Genomic DNA, 21,863 nt, shown 5'->3' on the forward strand with positions numbered 1-21,863 from the left:
GAGGCTTTTGAAACACATTGAAAAGGAGGCCAGTACGAACCACTGGAAACCAATTTTCTTCCAATTGTGCGTTTCTCCATGAATTTCCCTCCATGCAAGAAGCTTTGCGACTTTCTTACATGTGTCAGAACGTTACGAAGGTTGAATTGGTATTTCGATTGGTACGCTTGACTGGCATGGGAATCCCTTCGAGCATGCCTGTAATTGTCTCGATTTTCCCTAAAAAACACGGGATTCCGCCCTTTCCCGCAACCGATATTTCTTTATTTTTCCGTTTGTTACATGCCCCCGAAAGCACTCATGACGAACGTCACCTTCACTGTGGGATATTGATCACACGTGGAGGAAACCCGGAAAATGATACCTCTGGCACGCCAACTTGCAGAATTGTGTTGCACATCAACCACTGGTTGAAATATAAGATCGTCAGGCGTCTGCCACATAATCGACATGACCTGATGAGGGAATAATCATGCTCCTGACGGATGGAGTCGAGATCGGAATGACTGCCCTTCAGGCCGATGGCTGGAGCGGCCTCGCGACCGCACGGACAGGTCTGAAAGAGGAGAATTCCATCCATGCCTTCGTCCGGCAGGACACGGCCGAAGCCGGCCGCCACGGCGACTGGAGTCACTGGCGCAACCTGCGCCGGCGCTTCAACCGCGAGGGCGAGGAGGCGATCGGCGAACAGGAAGTCCTCGAGGTCCTGCTCGCGCTGGCAACCGGCAATACCGAAAGCCAGCAGGATCTCGCGGCCGGCCTCCTGTCGCGTTTCGGCGATCTGGCAAGCGTGCTCGGCGCCAGCCCGCGTCTCCTGAGCGAAGCCATGGGTCAGACCCGGCGCTCCGGCTACTGCATCACGGCGATGCTCAAGGTCGTCCACGCCGCGGCCGTCAAGGTCATGCGCCGCGAGATCATCGAACGTCCGGTCATGAGCTCCTATGAAAGCGTGGTCTGCTATTGCCAGGCACTGATGGCCGACCAGCCGCAGGAGCAGTTCCGCATCCTCTTCCTCAACAAGAAGAACATCCTGATCACCGACGAGATCCATGGCCGGGGCACCGTCGATCACGTTCCGCTCTATCCCCGCGAGGTCGCGAGGCGCGCGCTCGAACTCGGCGCGAGCGCCGTCATCATGGTCCACAACCATCCAAGCGGCGATCCCTCGCCTTCGGCCGCCGACATCGACATGACCCGCAAGGTCATCGATGCGCTCAAGCTCTTCGAGATCATCGTCCATGATCACATCATCGTCGGCGCGGGCCGGCATCTGAGCTTCCGCTCGCGCGGCCTCCTTTGAAGGATCCGCACACCGCGTTCGGACGGGGAATGTTCCCCGCCTTCTTGACAATCGCCCCGACTATCGGCCATCGCCTGATCGACTCGCAAGGGAGGGGTGAATGGCTGCGCTGCTCGAGGGCATCCGCGTACTCGATCTGACCAATGTGCTCGCCGGGCCGTTCTGCTGTTACCAGCTGGGGCAGCTGGGTGCCGAAGTGGTCAAGGTCGAGGTTCCGGGGACCGGCGACCTCGCCCGCCAGCTGGGAGCCGATCCGCAACTCAATGCCGGCCTCATGGGCGCTTCCTTTCTCGCGCAGAACGCAGGCAAGCGCTCGATGACCCTCAATCTCAAGCATCCGGACGGACGGGCAGCCTTCGAAAAGCTCGTGGCCACCGCCGATGTCCTGGTGGAGAATTTCCGGCCGGGAGTCATGCGGCGCCTCGGTCTCGATGCGGCCCATCTGCGAACCATCCGCCCGCAACTGGTCTATTGTGCCATCTCCGGCTTCGGTCAGGACGGGCCCCTGTCCGGCAATCCTGCCTACGACCAGATCATTCAGGGCATGGCCGGGGTCATGAGCGTCACCGGCGACCGGACCAGCGCGCCGCTTCGGGTGGGCTATCCGGTGGCCGACACCATGGGCGGCATCACCGCCGCCTTCGCGATTGCCGCGGCACTGGTCCGCGCCCGGTCCACGGGCGAAGGCGAAACCATCGACGTCTCGATGCTGGAAAGCACCCTGGTGGCCATGGGCTGGGCCGTTTCCAACTGGCTCATCGCCGGGCGGGAAGCCTCGCCCCTGGGCAACGAGAACATGACCGCAGCGCCGTCGGGCACTTTCCGCACCGGCGAGGGACTTCTCAATATCGCCGCCAATCGCCAGCAGCAGTTCGAATCCCTGTGCCGGCTCATCGACCGGCCCGAACTGATCGATCATCCGGACTATGCGGACCGCGAGGACCGGAAGCGCAACCGGGATGCCCTGCGTGGTGAGATCGAACGGGGGCTCGGCAGCCGAACCGCCGCACAATGGTCGACGATCCTCAACGAGGCGGGTGTGCCGGCCGGGGAAGTCCTGTCGGTGCGGCAGATCCTCGACCATCCACAGGTGGAAACACGCGAACTGATCCGCCGGTTCGACAAGGTTCCCGGTGTGGATCGCGACATCTCCGTCGTCCGCGCGGGCTTTCGCCTGGCCTCCGGCGACCCGGCCCCGGCCACCCCTCCCCCGGGGCTGGGTGCGGACACCGACGCCATTCTGGCCGAACTGGGCCTGACGTCCGACGAGATCGATGCGATGCGCAGGGAGAAGGTCATATGAACGGCAACGACAGCGACGACCGCAGGGCCAGCGAGGACTGGTGGCACACCTCCATCATCGAGATGGAACCGGGCATGATCCGCTATCGCGGATATGCCATCGAGGATCTGATCGGCCGGATCTCCTTTCCCGCCATGATATGGTTGATGCTCAAGGGAGAACTTCCCACGGACGGGCAGGCCGAGCTTCTCGGCACCGCCCTCATGGCGGCCGTCGACCACGGCCCGCAGGCTCCCTCCATAGCCATTGCCCGCATGGCGATGACCTGCGGCGTCGGCATCAACAATGCCATGGCGTCAGCCATCAACGTACTGGGAGATGTGCATGGTGGGGCCGGTGAGCAGGCGGTGATACTCTACAATGCGATTGCCGCCGACATCGACGCGGGCACGCCGCCCGGACAAGCCGTCTCCTCGGCACTGGACCGGGAACGATACGTCCCGGGTTTCGGCCACCGGTTCCATCCCGTCGACCCGCGCGCACCGCGACTGATGGAGGTCGTGCGCGAGCACGCGGCAAGGGGAACGGTCAGCGGCCGTTTCGCCGGCATCGCGCAGGCCATCGAAAGGACACTTGAACAACGTAAATCCCGTCGCATCCCGATGAACATCGACGGTGCCACCGCCGTGATTTACGCCGAACTGGACTTTCCGCCCGAGCTCTGCCGCGGCCTGTTCGTGCTGTCCCGCTCCGTCGGGGCCATGGCCCATGCCTTCGAGCAACGGCAGCAGGGCGGCCGCAACAAGGGGCCCATCCCGCGCCAGTATACCTGGACCTATGACGGGACGCCGCGACGGGATCCCTGACGGCAGCATTTCTCCGCATCCGGCCCTTTTCCGACGTATCGGGGCATGGATGGACGATGCCTTGGCATCGGTCCGGCGCGACAGGATGAAACGCCGTTCTTGACATGGTTTCCCGCAACCCCTTCTCTGCGCCGGACGAGTTGATCACGGAGGCAAATTCATGATTCGCAGATTCATTCTGCTGTCGGCCGCGGCCCTTTCCGCGCTGGCGCTGGTCGGACCGGCCAGGGCTTTCGAGCCATCGAATGTCGAGTGCATTGCACCGGCCAACCCCGGTGGCGGCTGGGATTTCACCTGCCGGCAGATCGGCAAGCTGCTCAGCGAGCTGAACGTGGTTCCGGGTACGGTTCAGGTGACCAACATGGCCGGCGGCGGTGGTGGTGTCGCCTATAGTCACGTCGTCACCAAACGCAACGAAGATCCGAACCTGATCGTGGCCGCTTCCACTGCAACCGCCACCCGCCTCGCACAGAACCAGTTCGCCGGCCTCACCGCCGACCAGGTCCGGTTCGTCGGCTCGCTCGGCGCGGATTACGGGATCATCGCCGTCGACAAGGACGCCCCTTACCAGAACCTCCAGGACCTGGTTGACGCGGTGAAGGCGGATCCGGCGTCGATTTCATTCGCGGGTGGCTCCGCTGCCGGCGGGTTCGATCACCTCAAGGTCCTGCAACTGCTCAAGGCCGATGGCTTCGATGACATCCGTTCGGTACGCTACATCAGCTTCGATGGCGGTGGCGATGCCATCACCCAGATGCTCGGTGGACATGTCCAGGCGATGACCGGCGACATCTCCGAGGCGGTGGGCTTCATCCAGTCCGGTGACGTGCGCGTGCTCGCCGTGCTTTCCGAAGACCGTCTGCCGGGCGAATTCAGCGAGATTCCGACGGCCAGCGAACAGGGTTTCGACGTGATCGCCCCCAACTGGCGCGGTCTCTACATCCCCAAGGGCACGGGCGAGGAGGTCTTCGAGTTCTGGGCCGGTGCTTTGACGACCGTTGGCGAAAGCCAGCAATGGCAGGATATCATGGCCGCCAACGGGCTGATGCCATTCTTCAAGGTCGGCGATGATTTCCAGAGCTTCGTCGACAACCAGATCAAGAGCATCCAGGACCTCAGCCGCGAAATCGGCGTGATCCAATAACATGTCGGACCGCATTCTCGGCGGTTTGCTGATCCTGCTGGCGGTTGCATTCGTTGTGGCCGCCACGCGGATCGAATCGGCGATGATCTTCGATTCGCTGGGACCCAAGGCCTTTCCGATACTGATCGGCGTGTTGCTGGGACTGGCCGGCCTCTATCCCTTGCTGCGGCCGGATCCGGAGCCCGACTGGCCCGCGTGGCCGAGATTCTTCGAGGTCGTCCTAGGGCTGGCCATACTCATAGGCTACGCCCAGTTGCTCCAGCCGCTCGGCTTTCTCATCGCCACGGCGATCGCGGCGAGCCTGCTGTCCTGGAGACTGGGAGGCTCGCTGCTCGCAGCACCCGTCATCGGCATCGGCCTGTCGGCCGGCATCTACACCGTCTTTCACCTGATCCTTGGCCTGTCGCTGGCCCGGGGCCCGTTCGGTTTCTGAGGTCATGGAAACACTCGGCTTCCTCATGCACGGGTTCAGTGTCGCCCTGACACCGACCCACCTGCTGCTGGCCTTCATCGGCTGCTTCCTCGGCACCATCATCGGTGCCTTGCCGGGTCTGGGACCGTCCAACGGCGTGGCCATTCTCATCCCGCTTGCCTTCTCGCTCGGGCTGGATGCGACCGCGGCATTGATCCTCCTCACGTCGGTCTATTACGGTGCCATGTATGGGGGGCGGATCTCCTCGATCCTGCTCAACATCCCCGGTGACGAACCGGCCCTGATGACCACCCTCGACGGCTACCCCATGGCACGGCAGGGCAAGGCCGGCGAAGCCCTCGCGCTGTCCGGCTTCGCCTCGTTCATCGGCGGATTTTTCTCCACCGTGGGGCTGGTCATCCTCGCTCCGGTCCTCGCCAAGGTCGCCCTCCTGTTCGGTCCCGCCGAGTATTTTGCACTGTTCACGCTGGCCTTTGCCACGCTGGGCGGCATCTCCAGCCGCAACCAGGCCAAGGCAGCCATCGCCGCCATGCTTGGCCTCGGCATCGCCATGATCGGCATCGACGGTTCGTCGGGAACGACACGTTTTACATTTGGCGAAATGCACCTCATGGAGGGCATCGACTTTCTCGTCGCCATCGTCGGCCTTTTCGCCATTGCCGAAGTTTTCCTGTTCTTCGAACATGGTGCGGCCAACACGCCCGTCGGCATGGCGCTCGGACGCATCACCGTGCCGATCGCCACGCTCGGCAAGTGCACATGGACCATGGTCCGCAGCACCATCATCGGGTTCCTTGCCGGTGTCCTGCCCGGTGCGGGCGCATCGCTCGGCAGTTTTCTCGCCTATACCGTCGAAAAGCGTGCCAGCGATCGCGACGGCACCTTTGGACATGGCGATCCGCGCGGCGTTGCCGCGCCTGAAGCCGGGAACAATGCGGCAGCCGGCGGAGCCCTCGTCCCCATGCTGACGCTGGGCGTGCCGGGGTCGGGAACCACGGCCGTGCTGCTGGCCATGCTCATGACCCTCAACATCACCCCGGGACCGCTGCTGTTCGAGCAGAAGCCCGACATCGTCTGGGGCCTGATCGCCGCACTGTTCATCGGCAATGCGATGCTGCTGGTGATGAACATTCCGCTGGTGGGCCTGTTCGTGCGCATCCTGACCGTGCCGCCGCACATCCTCATGCCGGCCGTCGCCATGGTTTCGTTTGTCGGCATCTATGGCATTTCGGGATCGGTGTTCGACCTCATGCTGATGATCCTGTTCGGGGTCATCGGCTGGCTGTGTCGCAAGGTCGACATTCCCACCGTGCCGATCATCCTGGGCATTCTCCTGGGCAACCAGATGGAGAACAACCTGCGTCGTGCCCTCACCATTTCCAATGGCGACTGGTGGATCCTGGTCGAGAGTCCGCTCGCCAAGGGCTTGTGGATCGCCGCCATCGTCGGTTTCCTCGCTCCCCTGGTCATCGGCAAATACGTTCGACCGAACGTCAAGCGCGAGGAAGAACTGACCGATTGAACGGCCGCGAGCGGGCGACCGCAAAGCGAGCCGGGAGAGCGGGTTCCCCGATTCGCAGGGTCCGGGCGACCGACCCCGGGCATGATGTCCGCATGGGGTTGTCCTTGCGGATGAAGGGACTATGTGGGGCGTAGCGATTTTCATTCGTTGAACCGGGGCGCCGCATGAACGACATGGCCGTCAAACCGACCGACCATCCCGATGCCCGGCGCGGCCGCATCGGGGTGATCCTGCTCAATCTCGGCACACCGGAAGCCACCGACTACTGGTCGATGCGGCGATACCTGAACGAGTTCCTGTCCGATCGCCGGGTGATCGATCTGCCGCGCCTGTTCTGGCAGCCGCTGTTGCAACTCATCATCCTGAGCAAGCGGCCGTTTTCTTCAGGTGAAGCCTATCGCGCCATCTGGAACAATGATCTCGACGAAAGTCCGCTGCGCACGGTGACACGATCCCAGGCCGAACGGGTGGCAGCCCGCCTGCAGGCCGATTACGGCGACCGGGTGGTCGTCGACTGGGCCATGCGCTACGGTAACCCGTCGACGCGCTCGGTCATGGAGCGACTGATCGCGCAGGGTTGCGACCGGCTGGTGTTGATGGCACTCTATCCGCAATATGCGGCTCCCACGACGGCCACGGCCTACGACAAGGCCTTCGAGGCCCTGCAGCAGATGAACTGGCAGCCCGCCGTGCGGACCATGGGGCCCTATCACGACCATCCGGGGTATGTCGATCTGCTCGCACGGTCTATCGAGGAGCACCTCTCCTCACTCGATCATGAACCGCAAAAGGTGTTGATGTCCTATCATGGCGTACCCAAACGCTATCTCATCGAGGGCGACCCCTATCACTGCATGTGCCGCAAGACGACCCGCCTCGTCGAGGAACGGTTGGGTTGGGATCCGGGGCGGATCATGACCGTCTTCCAGTCGCGCTTCGGCTCGGAGGAATGGCTCAGGCCCTATCTCGACGAGACCCTCGAGTCGCTGCCGGGCCAGGGCGTAACGCGCATAGCCGTCATCTCGCCGGCATTCGTCACCGACTGCGTCGAGACGCTTGAGGAGATCGACCAGCAGGGGCGGGAATCCTTCCTTCACGCGGGTGGCGAGCAGTTCAGCTACATTCGCTGTCTCAACGACCGTCCCGACCACATCGAATTCCTTGCCGGCCTTGCAAGGCGTGAACTCGCCGGGTGGATCGATCCGGCATGATCGTCGAGGAACTGAACCGGCGGATCGCGGCCGGCAGCCTGAAGCCCGACGTCGCGCAGGAAGATGCGGCCCGCAAGCTCGACGCGCTGGCATCCCGGCTCGACGGCTACGAACCACCGGCGGCACCCCGGAGGAGCGGCCTTCGCCGGCTGTTCGGCGGAGGGGGCGAAACGGGTGCTCCAGCACCGCGCGGCCTCTATATCCATGGCGCAGTCGGTCGCGGCAAGTCGATGCTGATGGACCTGTTCTTCGACCTCGTTCAGGTCGACAGGAAGCGCCGTGCCCACTTCCACGCCTTCATGCTGGACGTTCACAAGCGGCTGCACCGCCTGCGCCAGGGCGGCCACGGGGCCGATCCGCTCAAGGCCGTCGCCGATGAGCTTGCCGATGAGCACCATTTGCTGTGCTTCGATGAATTCCATGTGGTGAACATCGCCGATGCGATGATTCTGCGTCGCCTGTTCGAGCGGCTTTTCGAGCGCGGCGTGGTTGTCGTCGCGACCTCCAACTGGCCGCCCGAGCGTCTTTACGAAAACGGCCTCAACCGCGATCGCTTCCTGCCCTTCATCGACTTGTTGCTTGAACGCAACGACGCACTGTCGCTTGACGGCCACATCGATTACCGCCTCGGCCGCCTGCGCCAGTTGCCCGTCTACCACCACCCGCTCGGTCCGAAGGCATCCCGTGCGCTGCGTGCCGTCTTCGAGGAGCTCACCGACGGCGCGCGGGCCACTGCGGACGAGGTCCAGGTCAACAGCCGGCACATCCATATCCCCGAGGCGCACGGTGGCGTCGCCCTCCTGACCTTCCCCGATTTCTGCGAACAACCGCTCGGCGCCGCCGACTACCTCGCCATTACCGATGCCTACTGGGCCCTGCTGCTCGACGGCGTCCCGCGCCTCACGGCCGAAAATCGCAACGAGGCCCGGCGCTTCATGATCCTCGTCGACGCCTGCTACGAACGCAAGACCATGCTCTATGTCGCCGCCGATGCGCCGCCCGACGAACTCTATGCCGCCGGCGACGGAACCTTCGAATTCCAGCGCACCGTCAGCCGGCTCATGGAAATGCGCTCCGTCGAATATGTCGAACAGTGTCGCGCCCGCAGTCTCGGCGGCGATGACAGGCCCTTCGAGCCCTATGCCCTGACCAGCGACCTGGTCTGAGCGGACCTGACCAACGCCTGGTCTGAGCGGAGAAGGATCCAACGGGAACGGGCTGCGATGCGAACAGACATGCGACGAGAATGCCGGAGCTGTCCGCCAGCTTGGACAATGGAGGCCCGGGCCGGAATCGAACCGACGTACAAGGATTTGCAGTCCTCTGCATCACCACTCTGCCACCGGGCCGGTGCGTCGAGCGTGGAAGTCTCTATATGCATTCGCCACGGCAACGTCAATCGGACCCTGAGACCTTCGATCACGGTACGGGACGGACGAATTGTACCCCGGATGACATCGCGGTATAGGAAGGCAGGTCGTCAGGAGCACCGGGTGGAAGATATGACGGATTTAGCACTTGCGCGCCACTACATGGTCGAGAACCAGCTGCGCACCAACAAGATCGACGAGCCGCGGCTGGTCGCCGCCCTTTCCACCATCCCGCGCGAACTCTTCCTGCCCAAGCGCCTTCGCCGCGTCGCCTATATCGACGACGATATCGACCTCGGGAACGGCCGCCATCTCATCGAGCCGCTTGCCCTGGCCAAGATGCTTCAGGCCTCGGCACCCCGGGCAGGCGAAGTCGCACTGGTGGTCGGCTGCGGCACCGGCTACAGCTCTGCCGTGATGGCAAGGTTGGTCGCCACGGTCTTTCACCTGGTCGCGGATGAAAGCGAGGTGGCCACGGTTGAATCGCTGATGGAAGAGGCCGGCTGCGACAACGTCGTGGTGCAGGTCGCCGCTGCCGGCGAGGGCCTGCCGGCCCAGGCCCCCTTCGGTGTCATCCTGCTCGCCGGCAGCGTCCCCGCCGTTCCGGAGAAGCTGGCATCGCAGCTTGAGGAGGGAGGCCGCCTCGCCTGCATCGTGGCCTCCGGCTACAATGGCAAGGTGACCATCCGCAAGCGTGTCGGCGAGACGGCCGGCGACCTGACCCCGTTCGATGCCTGGATCCCGAGGCTCGAAGCGCTGCAAGCCAGGGCCGGGTTCGCCTTCTGATCCCGGTCGGCCTGATCCCGGTCGGCCTGATCCCGGTCGGCAATGTCCGGCATCGTGCTGGCGGATTCATGCAACCGCCGGCACCGGGGAACGACAGTAATGCACTTGTGAATACTGTTAATACACGTGTGAATATTGTTCGCCACCTGACAATACGCGCATCGGTCGCATAACGCTGGCATGCTTCAACGTTCGGTGGTACCATGCGAGTCGATGCGCGTACTGGTCATGGTCCTCCTTGCCTCGATATCCGCTCCGACGGTCGCCGCATCGGCGACGACATTGCCGGCGGTGCTGGCGCGCGTCTATGAACAGAGCCCGCTCCTCGCCGCCGCGCGCGCCGATCTGCGTGCCCTCGACGAACAGTCGCCCATAGCCCGGGCCGGCCGCAGGCCCAGCATCGGCCTGACCTCGTCGACGGGCATGATCGTCAAGGGGACCGGCGACACGCCCGACGGCGCCCATGCCGGCCGCGCCGGGCTGTTCCTGGAACAGCCGATCTATACCGGCGGTAGGGCCTCCTCGGCCATCGAACAGGCCCGGCGTCAGGTCGAACGGGCACGGGCCGAACTCGATGCCCGCGAACAGGACGTGCTCCTGAGCGCGGTGAATGCCTATCTGGCGGTCATTTCCGCCGATCGGCGGATGGCGCTGGCCACGGCGAACGAACAGCGGTCGCAACGCATCCTCGCCAATGCCCGGGACCGCTACCGGCTGGGCGGTTCGACCAGCACCGATGTGGCCCTGGCCGAGGCCCACCTCGAAGAGACCCGCGCCGACCGCGAGGCCCTGCGCGCCGTGCAGGCTGCGGCACGGGCCGACTTCGCCGCCATCGTCGGCGAGGAGCCGGAGAATCTGGAAGCTGCCGGCCGTCCCGGGGAATTGCCACGCGATGTCGGGGAGCTGCGGGCACGGGTGGAGGATCACCCGGCGCTCCACGCTGCTATGCTGGCCGTTTCCGTCGCCGAATCGACGATCGAAATCGCCCGCTCCGCATCGGCCTCCAGCATGACGTTCAATGGCGAGGCGTCCTATGTCGACCAGCCGGGCCAGACCAGCGGTTTCGAACCGCAGGTCCGCGTCGGCGTCTCCTTCGAATGGCCGCTTTATCGGGGTGGAGGCGATTTCGCCCGCGAGAGACAGGCACGGCAGGCCATGGTCGCCCGCGAGCATGACGTGAACGCCGTCCGCCGCCGCCTCGACGCCGAACTGCTCTCGGCCCGTGCCGCCGCCGAAAGCGCCCGCTTGCGCCGGGTCAGCCTCGAAGCCCGCAGGCGGGCAGAACGCATGGCCATCGACGGGCTCCAGCAGGAAGCCATGCTCGGACTTGTCGGCATGACGGAAGTCCTTGATGCAGAAGAAAATCTTTTTGAAACTGAAGTCGATCTCGAACTGGTCGCCCATGAAGAGATTTTTGCGGAATACAGACTTATTGCCGCAACCGGAGGGCTTCTGGCACGCAGGCTCGGGCTTGACGTCGTCCTTTACGAGCCCGACGATCACTTTCAGGAGGTTCAATCGAAATGGTTCGGCAAGACCGTTGACGATGAAACCGGGAATTGACCAGCCATGACGCGATCGTTGCCGCGGCAGACATCGCCATTCGGGAGAATTCCTGACCATCGGTTACGATCTGTTTACTATTTCACCTTATGTTCAGGCCTAGCGTCGAACCCATCGCGCGGCGTGGTCGCAACGACGAGATTGAGACACGAACGATGAGCAAGTCGAAGGAAGAGCAGGAACCGTCGATGGAAGAGATTCTCTCCTCGATTCGACGGATCATTGCTGACGAGCAGGACGAGGACGGAAAGGGCGGCCATGACCTGGCGGCCGATCTCGACGATACGCTGGATTTGCAGGACGACGGGATCGGCGAGGACGAGGACGATGTGCTCGATCTCGGCGACGATGACGTCCATGACGTCACCGCCGGCGCGTTCGACGACATCGAGGAGGATACCCTCGACCTTGAGGATCCGGTCGCCTCGATCGAGGAACCGGAGTATATCGAGGATGAGGAAGATGCCGAAGACATCTTCGACCCGGCCGACCTGACGGCGGATGACGTGTTCCCGGAACCGGAAGACGAGGACGAAGCCGATCTCGAACCCATCGAGATGACCGAGCCCGTTCCGGCAGAACCCGAACCTGCTCATGCGATGACGCACATGGACGATGAGATGGAGACCATTGAAGTGGCAAGCCGAGCGACAGACACTTTGATTTCAGAGCCCGCAGCGTCCGCCAGCACCAGCGCTTTCGCGCGCCTGGCGAGGGCCGCGGCCGGTGACGGCGGTCGGGCCATCGAAGGCGGGGACAAGTCCATCGAGCAGTTCCTCTCCGATCTCATCAAGCCCATGCTCAAGGAATGGCTCGACGAGAACCTCAACACCGTCGTCGAGCGCGTCGTCGAGCAGGAAGTCAAGAAACTCGCCCGCCGCGCCGAACTCCTCTAGCTTTTCCCGTTCAGGCGGAATAGCCTGAACGATCGGGAAATGCAGCGAAACAATGGATGGAGCGTCAGGCCGGTCGCACCCGATCGGAAAGCGCACCGTCGGGCAAGGGCAATCGGGCACGCCTGGTTGCCCGTTTCTCAAACGGTGCGGGACCCGCATGGCGGGACGGTGCCTTGTCGTGACGATATCGGAAAATATTCCTTGACTCTCATGCTGCCTTTCCATCATAACCTCCCCCCATGTCCCATACCCCCGCCACACCCCCCATATTGCCGCGCAAACTCGCCGGGCGGGTCTTTCGCTGGGGCGCGCCTCGCTTCCTGAAGGTGTGCTGGCTGGTGGCGACCGGGCGGCGCGGGGTGCTGGCGGGGCCGGCGGTCCGGCTCGATGTGGCGGAGGTCGACGGGCTGGAACATCTGCCGCATGTGGCGGGTGTCCTGTCGGCGATGCGGGCGGGACTGTCCCCACATGGCGGTCATGGCCTTCGGGCGATCCTCCACCGTCTGCTGCTGTTCCACTCCCGCGACTGGTTCCGCCAGTTGCAGGACAACTCCCTGGCGCAATCCGTCGCATCGGCGGATGGTGCCGAAAGGGCATGGCTGGATCGTGCCGGACGCAGGGGAATGGGGAATGTCATCACCTCGCTGCTGAAGTCGGTGGCCAGAGGGATCGATGTGCCGGATGTCTGCCCGGTGCCATGGTCGCTCACGAAGGACACTCCCGCGGCGGCGAAACCCGCAAGAACGAGGAAATCCCGCAGCGAGGAGGAAAGGCTCCGCGCAAGGGGACGGTCCCGTCTGCTGAAAAGTCTCCACGAGCATATCCTCGACGCGATGATGACGACCCCGCAGGCGGGAGCGTTCGCCATCTTCGCGCCGGACGAGTTGCGCCTGATCCGCGCGCTTCCGCCCGGCGATTTCCCCGACCTGCCGCCGCCACCCGTGCGGCCCGTGCCAGCGAGGCGGCCGCTACCGGTCTGCAAACCCCACCCGATATTCGGAAAATCGCTCTCCGGCATCCCCTGACGCCTTCGTGTGAGTCTATTATACAGTAGAAATAATGGTATTTTGGGCTGTTTCCTGCCTTGTCACTTCGCCAGCAGCCTGACGACATTTTCGACTTCGCGCGGCATGGGGCTGCGTTGGGGCCACAGGGTCAGCGAGCGCGGCAGCGGGACCTCGACCTCGAAGGGGGCAACGAGTTTGCCGCTGGCGAGGTCATGCTGGACGAGGGCGCGGTGGCCCATGAGGACGCCGGCACCGTTTCGGGCTTCCTCAAGAGCCAGGGCGTAGAGGGAAAAGGCAGGTCCGCGGGCGGGAAGCGGCGTGCCGGGCATGGCGTGGGCGGCCCACAGGGTCCAGTCCTCGGGCCATGCGGCATCGACGAGGCAGGTGGTGCGCAGCAGGTCGGCCGGATGCCGGAGCCTGCCCGCCAGTGATGGTGCGCAGACGGGAAAGATGATATCCGCTCCGAGATTCCTTGCATTCGGCGGTTTTCCGCTCGTGAAGAACAGGCACAGGTCGAAGGGAACGCGCTTGAGGTTGGGGGGCGATTCGAGCGCGGTGATGGAGATGTCGATGTCCGGTAATTCCTCGCGCAATCCGGGCAGGCGTGGTGACAGCCAGAGCTGGGCCAGGGCAGGCAGGGTGGCGACATGCACCTTGCGCGGCGCGGCTTCGCGGCGAAGGTCCCGGACTGCCTGCCCGAGCGCGTCGAACGCGGCGACCAGACCGGGCAGCGTGCGGTTGCCGAGTGCGGTCAGGCGCACGCCGCGCGAATGCCGCTCGAACAGGTCCGCACCCAGTTCCTGCTCCAGCGCCTTGACATGTGCCGCCACCGCACCGGGCGTCACCCCGAGTTCACCGGCGGCGGCGGCGAAACCACCGAGCCGGGCGGCGGCCTCATAGGCGCGAAGGGCGTTCAGGGGCGGCAGACGGGGAAAGGGCGGAGCGACAGGCATGCCGGTGAGACCCAGTTTTTCTGAGGCCGATATTTTCCAAAGCTGGTTTGCGTGAATGCCGTCCATGATGTCAAGCTGGCGTCACCATCTGCCGGAGGAAGACGATGACCGCCCTTGCCCACCGCGACTGGCTGCCCGCGATCTGCAGTCAGCGCATCGATCCGATCGCCGCGCGGACCGCCAGCGCATCGTCGGATGCCATTGCCGCGAGGATCGCCGGGCTGGTCGCGGAGAACCGCGAGATCCACGAGCGGCTGTGCTTCAACCTCAATCCTGCGACCAATGTGATGAACCCGGCGGCCGAGGCGGTGCTGGCGGCCGGCATCGGCTCACGGCCATCGCTGGGGTATCCAGGCGACAAGTACGAGATGGGGCTGGAGGCGATCGAGGAGATCGAGGTCATCGCCGCCGAGCTTGCCGCCGGGATATTTCACAGTCGTCATGCAGAGATCCGCGTGGGCTCCGGAGCGCTGGCCAATCTCTATGCCTTCATGGCGACGACGAAGCCGGGCGATGCGATCATTGCCCCGCCGGCCGCCATCGGCGGTCACGTCACCCATCATTCGGGCGGCTGCGCGGGGTTGTACGGCCTTGTCACCCATCCCGCCCCGGTCAATCCCGACGGCTACACGGTCGACACCGATGCCCTGCGCCGTCTCGCCCGGAACGTGAAGCCGAAGCTGATCACCATCGGCGGCAGCCTCAATCTGTTCGAGCATCCGGTGGCGGACATCCGGGCCATTGCCGACGAGGTCGGCGCGCACGTGCTGTTCGATGCGGCGCATCAGTGCGGCATGATCGCCGGCGGCGTGTTCGCCGATCCGCTGGCGCAGGGCGCGCATCTGATGACCATGAGCACCTACAAGAGCCTCGGCGGTCCGGCGGGCGGACTGGTCGTGACCAATGACGCATCGCTTGCCGAGCGTGTCGAGGCCATCGCCTTCCCGGGACTCACCGCCAATTTCGATGCCGCGAAGTCCGCGGCACTGGCTATCAGCCTGCTCGACTGGCGCGAACACGGTGCCGCCTATGCGCGGGCGATGGTGGAGACCTCGAAGGCGCTGGCGGAGGCGCTCGCCGGCGAAGGACTGCCGGTCTTCGCCGGCGGGCGCGGGTTCACTGCCTCACACCAGTTCGCCGTCGAGGCGGCAGCGTTCGGCGGCGGTCAGGCGGCATCGAAGACGCTGCGGCGCGCGGGTCTCCTCGCCTGCGGCATCGGCCTGCCGCTCGACCCCGTGGCGGGCGACATGAACGGATTGCGCATCGGCACGCCGGAACTGGTGCGCTGGGGCATGACCACCGCCGACATGCCGCGGCTGGCCGCGTTGATCGCACAAGCGCTGCGCCCGGACGCACCCGAGGGGCTCGCCGGCGAGGTGGCCGAGTGGCGGCAGGACTTCGACCGGCTGCACTTCATCCGCCAGTAGCGAATATCCCCTGAAGAAGTGTTGTATCGATTGGCCGTATTCGCCATGAATACGGTTTCGATGCGACCTTCGGGGGAAAACGGATGCGCGCACCAATCAAGAGCCGATGCCGCCAGGCAACGGCCGGGCGACCATGACACGGGCTGGAATCACCTCGTCCGACCGACCGGCCGGGCTCGACACGCTGGGCATCGCCGCCGCGATCGTGGGCGCCGCCCTGTTCTCGACCAAGCCGGTGTTCATCAAGCTCGCCTATGCCGACGGCAGCATCGATGCGATCACGCTGCTGGCCCTGCGCCTGGCCATGGCGCTGCCATTCTACATCGTCATCGGTGTCCATGCATGGCACCGGGCGCCGACCCCGTCGCCACGGCTGGTCATCGCCATCATGGCCAACGGCCTTCTCGGCTATTTCGTCGCCAGCCTGCTCGACTTCATGGCGCTCGAAGAGATCACCGCCCAACTCGAACGGCTGGTGCTGTTCACCTACCCGATCTTCGTCGTCATCCTCGGGGCAATGTTCTTCGGCCAGCCGCTCCGGCGCATGGCCCTGCCCGCGATCGCCATCGCCTATGCCGGCCTCGCGCTGGTCTTCATCGGCAACATGCAGCACGACGGCAACCGGGACATTGTCACGGGCACACTGCTGGTACTCGCCGGCGCGTTCAGCTTTGCCCTTTTCCAGTTGTTCGGCCGCAGGCTCGTGGGCGCGGTCGGTGCCGCACTCTACACCTCACTGGCGATGTCGAGTGCCGCCGTGGGCCTGTGCAGCTACTTCCTGCTCGAACATCCGCTGGCGGCGCTGGCAGCCCCCGCCCCGATCCTGCTGATTGCGTTCCTGATCGCCATCTTCGCGACCGTCATCCCATCCTACATGATCAATTTCGCCCTGGGACGCATCGGCGCCGACGGTACCGCCGTCGTCGGCAATGCCGGCCCCCTCTTCACCATCGCAATGAGCGCACTGATACTCGGCGAGCCCTTCGGCCCACTGGAAGCAGCCGGCGCCACCCTCGTCATCGCCGGAATGGTCATGTTCTCCCGCCGCTGATTGTAATTAAGGATTAAATACCTTATCATATTCCCGGAGGTTTTCCAAGCGCCCTGACGTGCCGGCAGGGGCGATCCGGTGCGTGAAGGGCTTATTCGCTCACGGGTTCGGCGACGGCGTCGGCCCAGGGGTGGATGACTTCGGCCGTGCCGTAATGGTGGTTGTCGACCTTGTCATGCAGGACAGCGACCGGACAGGCGTAGGAATTGGGATAGACGCGGGCCTGAACGATACGGGTAGGGTGATGCGCGGCAAGCGTCTGCGGAATGGGATTCCACAGGTCCTGGCTGATCGTGACCATATCCTCGCCGCTCACATCGATGCGCGGCTGGGCGAACGCATCCTCCAGCGGCATGTGATAGTCGAAGACGAAGCTCATGATCTGGGTGACGGCCGGCAGGATCCGGCGCCCCCCTGATGCGCCGATGGCCAGCCGCACGTGGTCGTTCTCGGCAATCACCGGACACATGTTGGACAATGGCCGCTTGCCGGGCGCGATGGAGTTGGGGCGGCCGGGTTCGGGATCGAACCACATGACCCCGTTGTTCATCAGGATGCCGGTTTCCGGCAACACCACCCGGCTGCCGAAAAGCGACAGCAGCGTCTGGGTAAGGCAGACCATGTCGCCCTTGGCGTCGATCACGCACAGGTGGCTGGTGCAGGAAAGCCCCGGACCGTCACCGGTATCGCCCATCGTCGACAGGCGCTCGGCATAGGCCCGCTTCAGGGCGGTGACATAGGCGAGGAATGCGTTCTCGTCGGGCCAGTCGCCGGTGAAGACATGCTCGCCCATCAGCGACAGCGTGCGCTGCAGTGTCAATCCCGCGTAGAGCCCCGGCATGGCACAGACATTGGCCGTGCCATAGGGGAAGAGCATGGGTTCGACCGCCCGTGCACGATAGCGCCGCAGATCCCCGGCATCGATCGGCGAACCCACCCCCGCCAGGTCGCGCGCCAGCATCTCGGCGAGCGTGCCCTCATAGAGACTGCGCGGCCCCTCGGCGGCGATGACCTGCAGGGTATCCGGCAGACGGTCGAGGCCGATGAACGCCGTCTCCCCCGAGGGTGCCGGCACCGGCGGCAGGCCGTCGGGCAAAAAACGGGCAGCACTGGAGGGAAAGCGGCGCAGATCGCGGGCAGCACTGGTCGTCAGCAGCGAGGAGAACCAGTCGATCTCCAGCCCCTGCACGGCAAGGGCGATGGCCGGACGCACGAGGCTCGCGAAGGGCATGCTGCCCAGCCGGTCGGAGGCCAGCGCCAGACCGTCGAGATAGCCGGGAACGGCCATCGACAGCGGCCCCACGATGTTCCGGTCATCCTTGACCGCCGCCCATGGGAAAAGGTCGTTCGCCCGGCCTCCCACCACCGGATAGGCCGCGGGATCGAGCCCGCGGGCAGCGACCATGCCGAAATCGAACGCACTGGCGCGGCCACTCTCGTTGTCGAGATGCAGCATGACCCCGCCACCGCCCAGGCCACTCATCCACGGTTCGCACACGCCCAGCGCCAGCGAGGTGGCGATGGCCGCGTCGACGGCATTGCCGCCATCGGCCAGCACATCGGCCCCGATGGTCGCGGCCTTGTGGTTCTGTGCCGAGACCACGCCCCGCTTGGTGCAGATGGCATGCTTGGTCAGGCGCTGATTGACGGCGAATGCGCCGGACATGGGTGGTCCTCCCGTCTCATTGGTTTTCGACGATTCGATAATTTTTCCCGTGTCAGGCCATCGTGCCGCGATCGCGCGCGCATGCGCGGACCGCAGGCCCGGATCATGATGCGGCGACCTTCCGCGCAGCCGAGCCCATCTGCGTCCATGCGAGAACCAGACAGGCGAGCAACAGCGGAATGGCCAGCATGTTCATCACGCTCCAGCCGACGGTATCATGCAGTGCACCCGAGGCGCTGGCCGACATCGCCACCATCGAGAACAGCAGGAGGTCGTTCATCCCCTGCGCCTTGGCCTTCTCCGATGGCTCATAGCAGCGGGTCAGCAGCGTGGTGCCGCCGATGAACATGAAGTTCCAGCCGATGCCGAGCAGCCCCAGGGCGAGGGTGAAATGGATCAGGTGGACGCCGCTCAGGTTGACCGCCACCGCGACCAGCAGCAGCAGGGCGCCGGCCGCGATCATGCGATATTCGCCGAAGCGCCCGATCAGCGAGCCGGTGAAGAAGCTCGGCACGAACATGCCCAGCACATGCCACTGGATGACGAACGCGGTATTGTCGAACAGGTGCCCCTCGGCCTGCATCGCCAGCGGGGTGGCCGTCATGATGAGGTTCATGGTCACATAGGAGACGATCGCCGAGACCACCGCGGTGATGGCCATCGGCTGGCGGAAGATCTCCAGGGCCGAACGTGCCGGACGCTCGCTGCGCGCTTCGCTCATGCGCGGCAGGTCGAGGGCCAGCAGGCCGACGGCCGAGAGCAGCGCCAGTCCGGCGATGGTGAAATAGCACCCGGCGAACAGGCTGCCGGCCACCAGTTCCTTGGTCAGCTTGGCGGTCTCGGGGCCGAGCACGGCAGCGACCACACCTCCGGCCAGCACCAGACTGATGGCCCGTGGCCGGGCCTTGCCACTCGGGTCCGAGCGATCGGCAGCATCGGAGGCGGTGAAGCGGTAGAACTGGCAGAAGGCCGAGAACATGCCGTAAAGGGCACTCGCTCCGATGAAGAGCAGGAAGCTTTCGAGCATCACGGCCGATGCCGCGCAGATCCCCGCGGCGAAGCCGAAAAGGCAGCCGAAGGCCAGGCCGTGGCGACGGCCGACCGCGCGCATGAGATAGGATGCGGGCAATGCGGTCACCATCGCACCGAGGAACTGGAAGCCCAGCGGCAGCGTGGCCATGGCGTGCATCGGCGCCAGACTGAGCCCGACCAGCGGCGAGGTGCTGATGAGCATGGTGTTGGCCATGAAGAACATGGCCTGACAGACCGCCAGGATCGAGACATTACGGATGAGCGGGGGTGACCACATGGGCTGACCTTAGCAGCGTGTTGACGAAATGGCGACCGGCGTCAGGCGATCAGGCCGCCTTCCACTTGATCGAGCAGCCCATGGACGGGATCTGCTCGCGCGGTCCCTGCCCCGTCCGCGCCACCTCCTTCATGGCGAGGAAGAGGTCGCGCCGGGCATCGGGCACGAGGCTGGTCTTCGATTCATCCAGACGCCCCCGATACTGCAGTTCGAGTGCTGCATTGTAGCCGAAGAAATCCGGCGTGCAGACGGCACCGAACCGGCGGGCCACCTCCTGGCTCCCGTCATGCAGGTAGGGAAAGGGAAAGGACTTTTCCCGCGCCCACGCTTGCATCGCCTCGAAGCCGTCCTGGGGGTAATTGTCGGAATCGTTTGCGCAGATCGCTGCGACGCCCACGCCCAGTTCCTGCAATTCGCGGGCATCGCGGACGAGCCGGTCGATGATCGAGCGGACATAGGGGCAGTGATTGCACATGAAGACCAGCAGGAGTCCGTTCTGCCCGGCAACATCGGCGAGCCGCCATATGCGCCCGTCGGTCCCCGGCAGAGCGAAATCGTGCGCCTTCTCGCCAAAATTGCACACCGGCGGCTGCGCTGCCATGACATCTCTCCCCGTTTACGATCATGTCCGGCCGGATGGCCGATACACTCCCGTCACCATAGCAGCCTCCCGCGGGATTGCCGACATGGTTGCAGCATGCGGCCCCGCACCGTCCCGGCCGCCTCCCTCACCCCATGTCCGGCAGGGCGGCGAGGCTGGCCTGCAGGTCTTCCTCGGCGTAGGTCCGGTCGGTCAGCTTGCCGGCGAAGTAGTCGTCATAGGCCTGCATGTCGAAATGACCGTGGCCGCAGAGGTTGAAGAGGATGACCTTGGCCTCGCCGCTGCGTTTGCATTCGAGCGCCGCATCAATGGCACCCTTCACGACATGGGTAGCTTCCGGAGCTGGCAATATTCCTTCCGTGCGGCCAAAAGTGACGCCCGCCTCGAAACAGGCGAGCTGGTCGAAGGCATAGGCGTCGATCAGGCCCAGTTCCCTGATATGGCTCACCAGCGGCGCCATGCCGTGATAACGCAGCCCGCCGGCGTGAAATCCGGGCGGCATGAAGTTGGCACCAAGAGTGTGCATTTTGACAAGCGGTGTCATTCCCGCCGTGTCACCAAAATCGTAAGCGAAACGACCGCGGGTCAGCGACGGGCAGGCCGCCGGCTCGCAGGCCCGGATCTCGACCTTGCGACCACCGCGCAACTGCTCACCGAGGAACGGAAACGCGATCCCGGCAAAATTGGACCCTCCGCCGGTGCAACCCAGCACGATGTCGGGATAATCCCCGGCCATTTCCAGTTGCCTGAGCGCCTCAAGACCGATCACGGTCTGGTGCAGCAGGACATGGTTGAGCACCGAGCCCAGCGCATATTTGGTATCGTCGCGCTCGACCGCCTTTTCCACGGCTTCCGAAATGGCAATGCCGAGCGACCCGCGACTGTCCGGGTCCCTGGCGAGAATGGCCCTGCCCGCTGCGGTCTCCTCGGACGGGCTGGCGACGCAACGCGCGCCATACGCCTCCATCAGCGCCTTGCGATAGGGCTTCTGCTGGAAGCTGACCTTGACCATGTAGACGTCGATCTCGAGGTCGAACAGTGCCCCGGAGAAGGCGAGCGAACTGCCCCATTGTCCCGCACCGGTCTCGGTGACCAGCCGTTTCACACCTTCGACCTTGTTGTAATAGGCCTGCGCCACGGCGGTATTCGGCTTGTGCGACCCTGCCGGGCTCACGCCTTCGTACTTGTAGTAGATCCGTGCCGGTGTATCGAGATGACGCTCCAGCCGCCTTGCCCGGTGCAGCGGCGTGACCCGCCACTGGCGGTAGATGTCCCGCACCGCTTCGGGAATCTCGATCCAGCGTTCGGCCGATACCTCCTGCTCGATCAGCGCCTGCGGGAACAGGGGTGCGAGCATCTCAGGGCCGATCGGCTCGTGCGTACCGGGATGCAATGGTGGCGCCGGCGGAATATCGAGATCGGCGACGATGTTGTACCAGCGGTCGGGAATTTCGCTCTCGTCGAGCATATAGCGAATGGTGTTGTCCGGCATGACTGGCGCTCCCTCATCCTGAC

The 21,863-nt window shown here is 64.5% G+C and carries 19 protein-coding genes and 1 tRNA gene; 14 read left to right on the plus strand and 6 right to left on the minus strand.

Annotated elements, in window-relative coordinates; all coding sequences use genetic code 11:
• Positions 1-472: 472 nt before the first annotated feature.
• The 8 genes from radC (at position 473) to H6851_01260 (ending at position 8,885) form a co-directional block, all read left to right on the plus strand.
• On the plus strand, positions 473-1,300 hold the full coding sequence (gene radC, locus H6851_01225) for a DNA repair protein RadC (protein MCB9942231.1): 828 nt from the start codon (positions 473-475) through the stop codon (positions 1,298-1,300).
• A 100-nt stretch (positions 1,301-1,400) separates the two neighbouring features.
• Positions 1,401-2,603, plus strand: coding sequence for a CoA transferase (locus tag H6851_01230; protein ID MCB9942232.1), 1,203 nt, complete (start codon positions 1,401-1,403; stop codon positions 2,601-2,603).
• On the plus strand, positions 2,600-3,409 hold the full coding sequence (locus tag H6851_01235; protein ID MCB9942233.1) for a citryl-CoA lyase: 810 nt from the start codon (positions 2,600-2,602) through the stop codon (positions 3,407-3,409). The genes H6851_01230 and H6851_01235 overlap by 4 nt, the downstream gene beginning before the upstream one ends.
• Before the next feature lie 160 nt (positions 3,410-3,569).
• Entirely contained in the window at positions 3,570-4,553 is a 984-nt protein-coding gene (locus H6851_01240; GenBank protein ID MCB9942234.1) for a tripartite tricarboxylate transporter substrate binding protein, read from the plus strand.
• A 1-nt stretch (position 4,554) separates the two neighbouring features.
• On the plus strand, positions 4,555-4,986 hold the full coding sequence (locus tag H6851_01245) for a tripartite tricarboxylate transporter TctB family protein (GenBank protein ID MCB9942235.1): 432 nt from the start codon (positions 4,555-4,557) through the stop codon (positions 4,984-4,986).
• Positions 4,987-4,990: 4 nt separating this feature from the next.
• A complete protein-coding gene (locus H6851_01250; GenBank protein ID MCB9942236.1) occupies positions 4,991-6,508 on the plus strand; it encodes a tripartite tricarboxylate transporter permease in 1,518 nt (505 codons plus the stop codon).
• A gap of 164 nt (positions 6,509-6,672) precedes the next feature.
• On the plus strand, positions 6,673-7,719 hold the full coding sequence (locus tag H6851_01255) for a ferrochelatase (GenBank protein ID MCB9942237.1): 1,047 nt from the start codon (positions 6,673-6,675) through the stop codon (positions 7,717-7,719).
• On the plus strand, positions 7,716-8,885 hold the full coding sequence (locus tag H6851_01260) for a cell division protein ZapE (GenBank protein ID MCB9942238.1): 1,170 nt from the start codon (positions 7,716-7,718) through the stop codon (positions 8,883-8,885). The genes H6851_01255 and H6851_01260 overlap by 4 nt, the downstream gene beginning before the upstream one ends.
• A gap of 109 nt (positions 8,886-8,994) precedes the next feature.
• Here the strand turns inward: H6851_01260 and H6851_01265 are convergent.
• Positions 8,995-9,068: transfer RNA gene (locus H6851_01265), tRNA-Cys, on the minus strand.
• 153 nt (positions 9,069-9,221) lie between these two features.
• On the opposite strand from H6851_01265, the gene H6851_01270 reads away from it, so the two are divergent.
• The 4 genes from H6851_01270 to H6851_01285 all read left to right on the plus strand — a co-directional run bounded on the left by H6851_01270 (position 9,222) and on the right by H6851_01285 (position 13,359).
• The gene (locus H6851_01270) at positions 9,222-9,875 is read left to right on the plus strand and encodes a protein-L-isoaspartate O-methyltransferase (GenBank protein MCB9942239.1); all 654 of its coding nucleotides are present in this window, start codon (positions 9,222-9,224) and stop codon (positions 9,873-9,875) included.
• 180 nt (positions 9,876-10,055) lie between these two features.
• A complete protein-coding gene (locus H6851_01275; GenBank protein MCB9942240.1) occupies positions 10,056-11,438 on the plus strand; it encodes a TolC family protein in 1,383 nt (460 codons plus the stop codon).
• Between the two features lie 155 nt (positions 11,439-11,593).
• The gene (locus tag H6851_01280) at positions 11,594-12,334 is read left to right on the plus strand and encodes a DUF2497 domain-containing protein (GenBank protein MCB9942241.1); all 741 of its coding nucleotides are present in this window, start codon (positions 11,594-11,596) and stop codon (positions 12,332-12,334) included.
• A 239-nt stretch (positions 12,335-12,573) separates the two neighbouring features.
• A complete protein-coding gene (locus tag H6851_01285) occupies positions 12,574-13,359 on the plus strand; it encodes a hypothetical protein (protein MCB9942242.1) in 786 nt (261 codons plus the stop codon).
• A gap of 62 nt (positions 13,360-13,421) precedes the next feature.
• Here the strand turns inward: H6851_01285 and H6851_01290 are convergent, their stop codons facing one another.
• The gene (locus tag H6851_01290; protein ID MCB9942243.1) at positions 13,422-14,294 is read right to left on the minus strand and encodes a LysR family transcriptional regulator; all 873 of its coding nucleotides are present in this window, start codon (positions 14,292-14,294) and stop codon (positions 13,422-13,424) included.
• A gap of 104 nt (positions 14,295-14,398) precedes the next feature.
• Between H6851_01290 and H6851_01295 the strand changes: the two genes are divergently transcribed.
• Together H6851_01295 and H6851_01300 are read left to right on the plus strand one after the other, a co-directional pair.
• Positions 14,399-15,721, plus strand: a complete 1,323-nt coding sequence (locus H6851_01295; protein MCB9942244.1) for an aminotransferase class I/II-fold pyridoxal phosphate-dependent enzyme — start codon at positions 14,399-14,401, stop codon at positions 15,719-15,721.
• Between the two features lie 133 nt (positions 15,722-15,854).
• A complete protein-coding gene (locus tag H6851_01300; protein MCB9942245.1) occupies positions 15,855-16,772 on the plus strand; it encodes a DMT family transporter in 918 nt (305 codons plus the stop codon).
• Positions 16,773-16,863: 91 nt separating this feature from the next.
• On the opposite strand, the gene H6851_01305 is transcribed toward H6851_01300, so the two are convergent.
• The 4 genes from H6851_01305 to H6851_01320 form a co-directional block, all read right to left on the minus strand.
• Positions 16,864-18,438, minus strand: coding sequence for a gamma-glutamyltransferase (locus H6851_01305; GenBank protein ID MCB9942246.1), 1,575 nt, complete (start codon positions 18,436-18,438; stop codon positions 16,864-16,866).
• 103 nt (positions 18,439-18,541) lie between these two features.
• Entirely contained in the window at positions 18,542-19,747 is a 1,206-nt protein-coding gene (locus tag H6851_01310; GenBank protein ID MCB9942247.1) for an MFS transporter, read from the minus strand.
• A 49-nt stretch (positions 19,748-19,796) separates the two neighbouring features.
• The gene (locus H6851_01315; protein MCB9942248.1) at positions 19,797-20,348 is read right to left on the minus strand and encodes a thioredoxin family protein; all 552 of its coding nucleotides are present in this window, start codon (positions 20,346-20,348) and stop codon (positions 19,797-19,799) included.
• Between the two features lie 127 nt (positions 20,349-20,475).
• Positions 20,476-21,840, minus strand: a complete 1,365-nt coding sequence (locus tag H6851_01320; protein ID MCB9942249.1) for a TrpB-like pyridoxal phosphate-dependent enzyme — start codon at positions 21,838-21,840, stop codon at positions 20,476-20,478.
• Positions 21,841-21,863: the final 23 nt, after the last annotated feature.

It is taken from the genome of Geminicoccaceae bacterium (assembly GCA_020638465.1).
GTDB lineage: Bacteria > Pseudomonadota > Alphaproteobacteria > Geminicoccales > Geminicoccaceae > JAGREO01.

Bases quoted from the DNA above. Each gene is read 5' to 3' on its own strand.
- H6851_01290 (MCB9942243.1), bottom strand. From the start codon at position 14,294: ATGCCTGTCGCTCCGCCCTTTCCCCGTCTGCCGCCCCTGAACGCCCTT.
- H6851_01295 (MCB9942244.1), top strand. From the start codon at position 14,399: ATGACCGCCCTTGCCCACCGCGACTGGCTGCCCGCGATCTGCAGTCAG.
- H6851_01275 (MCB9942240.1), top strand. From the start codon at position 10,056: ATGCTTCAACGTTCGGTGGTACCATGCGAGTCGATGCGCGTACTGGTC.
- H6851_01315 (MCB9942248.1), bottom strand. From the start codon at position 20,348: ATGGCAGCGCAGCCGCCGGTGTGCAATTTTGGCGAGAAGGCGCACGAT.
- H6851_01310 (MCB9942247.1), bottom strand. From the start codon at position 19,747: ATGTGGTCACCCCCGCTCATCCGTAATGTCTCGATCCTGGCGGTCTGT.
- H6851_01255 (MCB9942237.1), top strand. From the start codon at position 6,673: ATGAACGACATGGCCGTCAAACCGACCGACCATCCCGATGCCCGGCGC.
- H6851_01240 (MCB9942234.1), top strand. From the start codon at position 3,570: ATGATTCGCAGATTCATTCTGCTGTCGGCCGCGGCCCTTTCCGCGCTG.
- H6851_01250 (MCB9942236.1), top strand. From the start codon at position 4,991: ATGGAAACACTCGGCTTCCTCATGCACGGGTTCAGTGTCGCCCTGACA.
- H6851_01280 (MCB9942241.1), top strand. From the start codon at position 11,594: ATGAGCAAGTCGAAGGAAGAGCAGGAACCGTCGATGGAAGAGATTCTC.
- radC (MCB9942231.1), top strand. From the start codon at position 473: ATGCTCCTGACGGATGGAGTCGAGATCGGAATGACTGCCCTTCAGGCC.
- H6851_01270 (MCB9942239.1), top strand. From the start codon at position 9,222: ATGACGGATTTAGCACTTGCGCGCCACTACATGGTCGAGAACCAGCTG.
- H6851_01230 (MCB9942232.1), top strand. From the start codon at position 1,401: ATGGCTGCGCTGCTCGAGGGCATCCGCGTACTCGATCTGACCAATGTG.
- H6851_01300 (MCB9942245.1), top strand. From the start codon at position 15,855: ATGACACGGGCTGGAATCACCTCGTCCGACCGACCGGCCGGGCTCGAC.
- H6851_01320 (MCB9942249.1), bottom strand. From the start codon at position 21,840: ATGCCGGACAACACCATTCGCTATATGCTCGACGAGAGCGAAATTCCC.
- H6851_01245 (MCB9942235.1), top strand. From the start codon at position 4,555: ATGTCGGACCGCATTCTCGGCGGTTTGCTGATCCTGCTGGCGGTTGCA.
- H6851_01285 (MCB9942242.1), top strand. From the start codon at position 12,574: ATGTCCCATACCCCCGCCACACCCCCCATATTGCCGCGCAAACTCGCC.
- H6851_01260 (MCB9942238.1), top strand. From the start codon at position 7,716: ATGATCGTCGAGGAACTGAACCGGCGGATCGCGGCCGGCAGCCTGAAG.
- H6851_01305 (MCB9942246.1), bottom strand. From the start codon at position 18,438: ATGTCCGGCGCATTCGCCGTCAATCAGCGCCTGACCAAGCATGCCATC.
- H6851_01235 (MCB9942233.1), top strand. From the start codon at position 2,600: ATGAACGGCAACGACAGCGACGACCGCAGGGCCAGCGAGGACTGGTGG.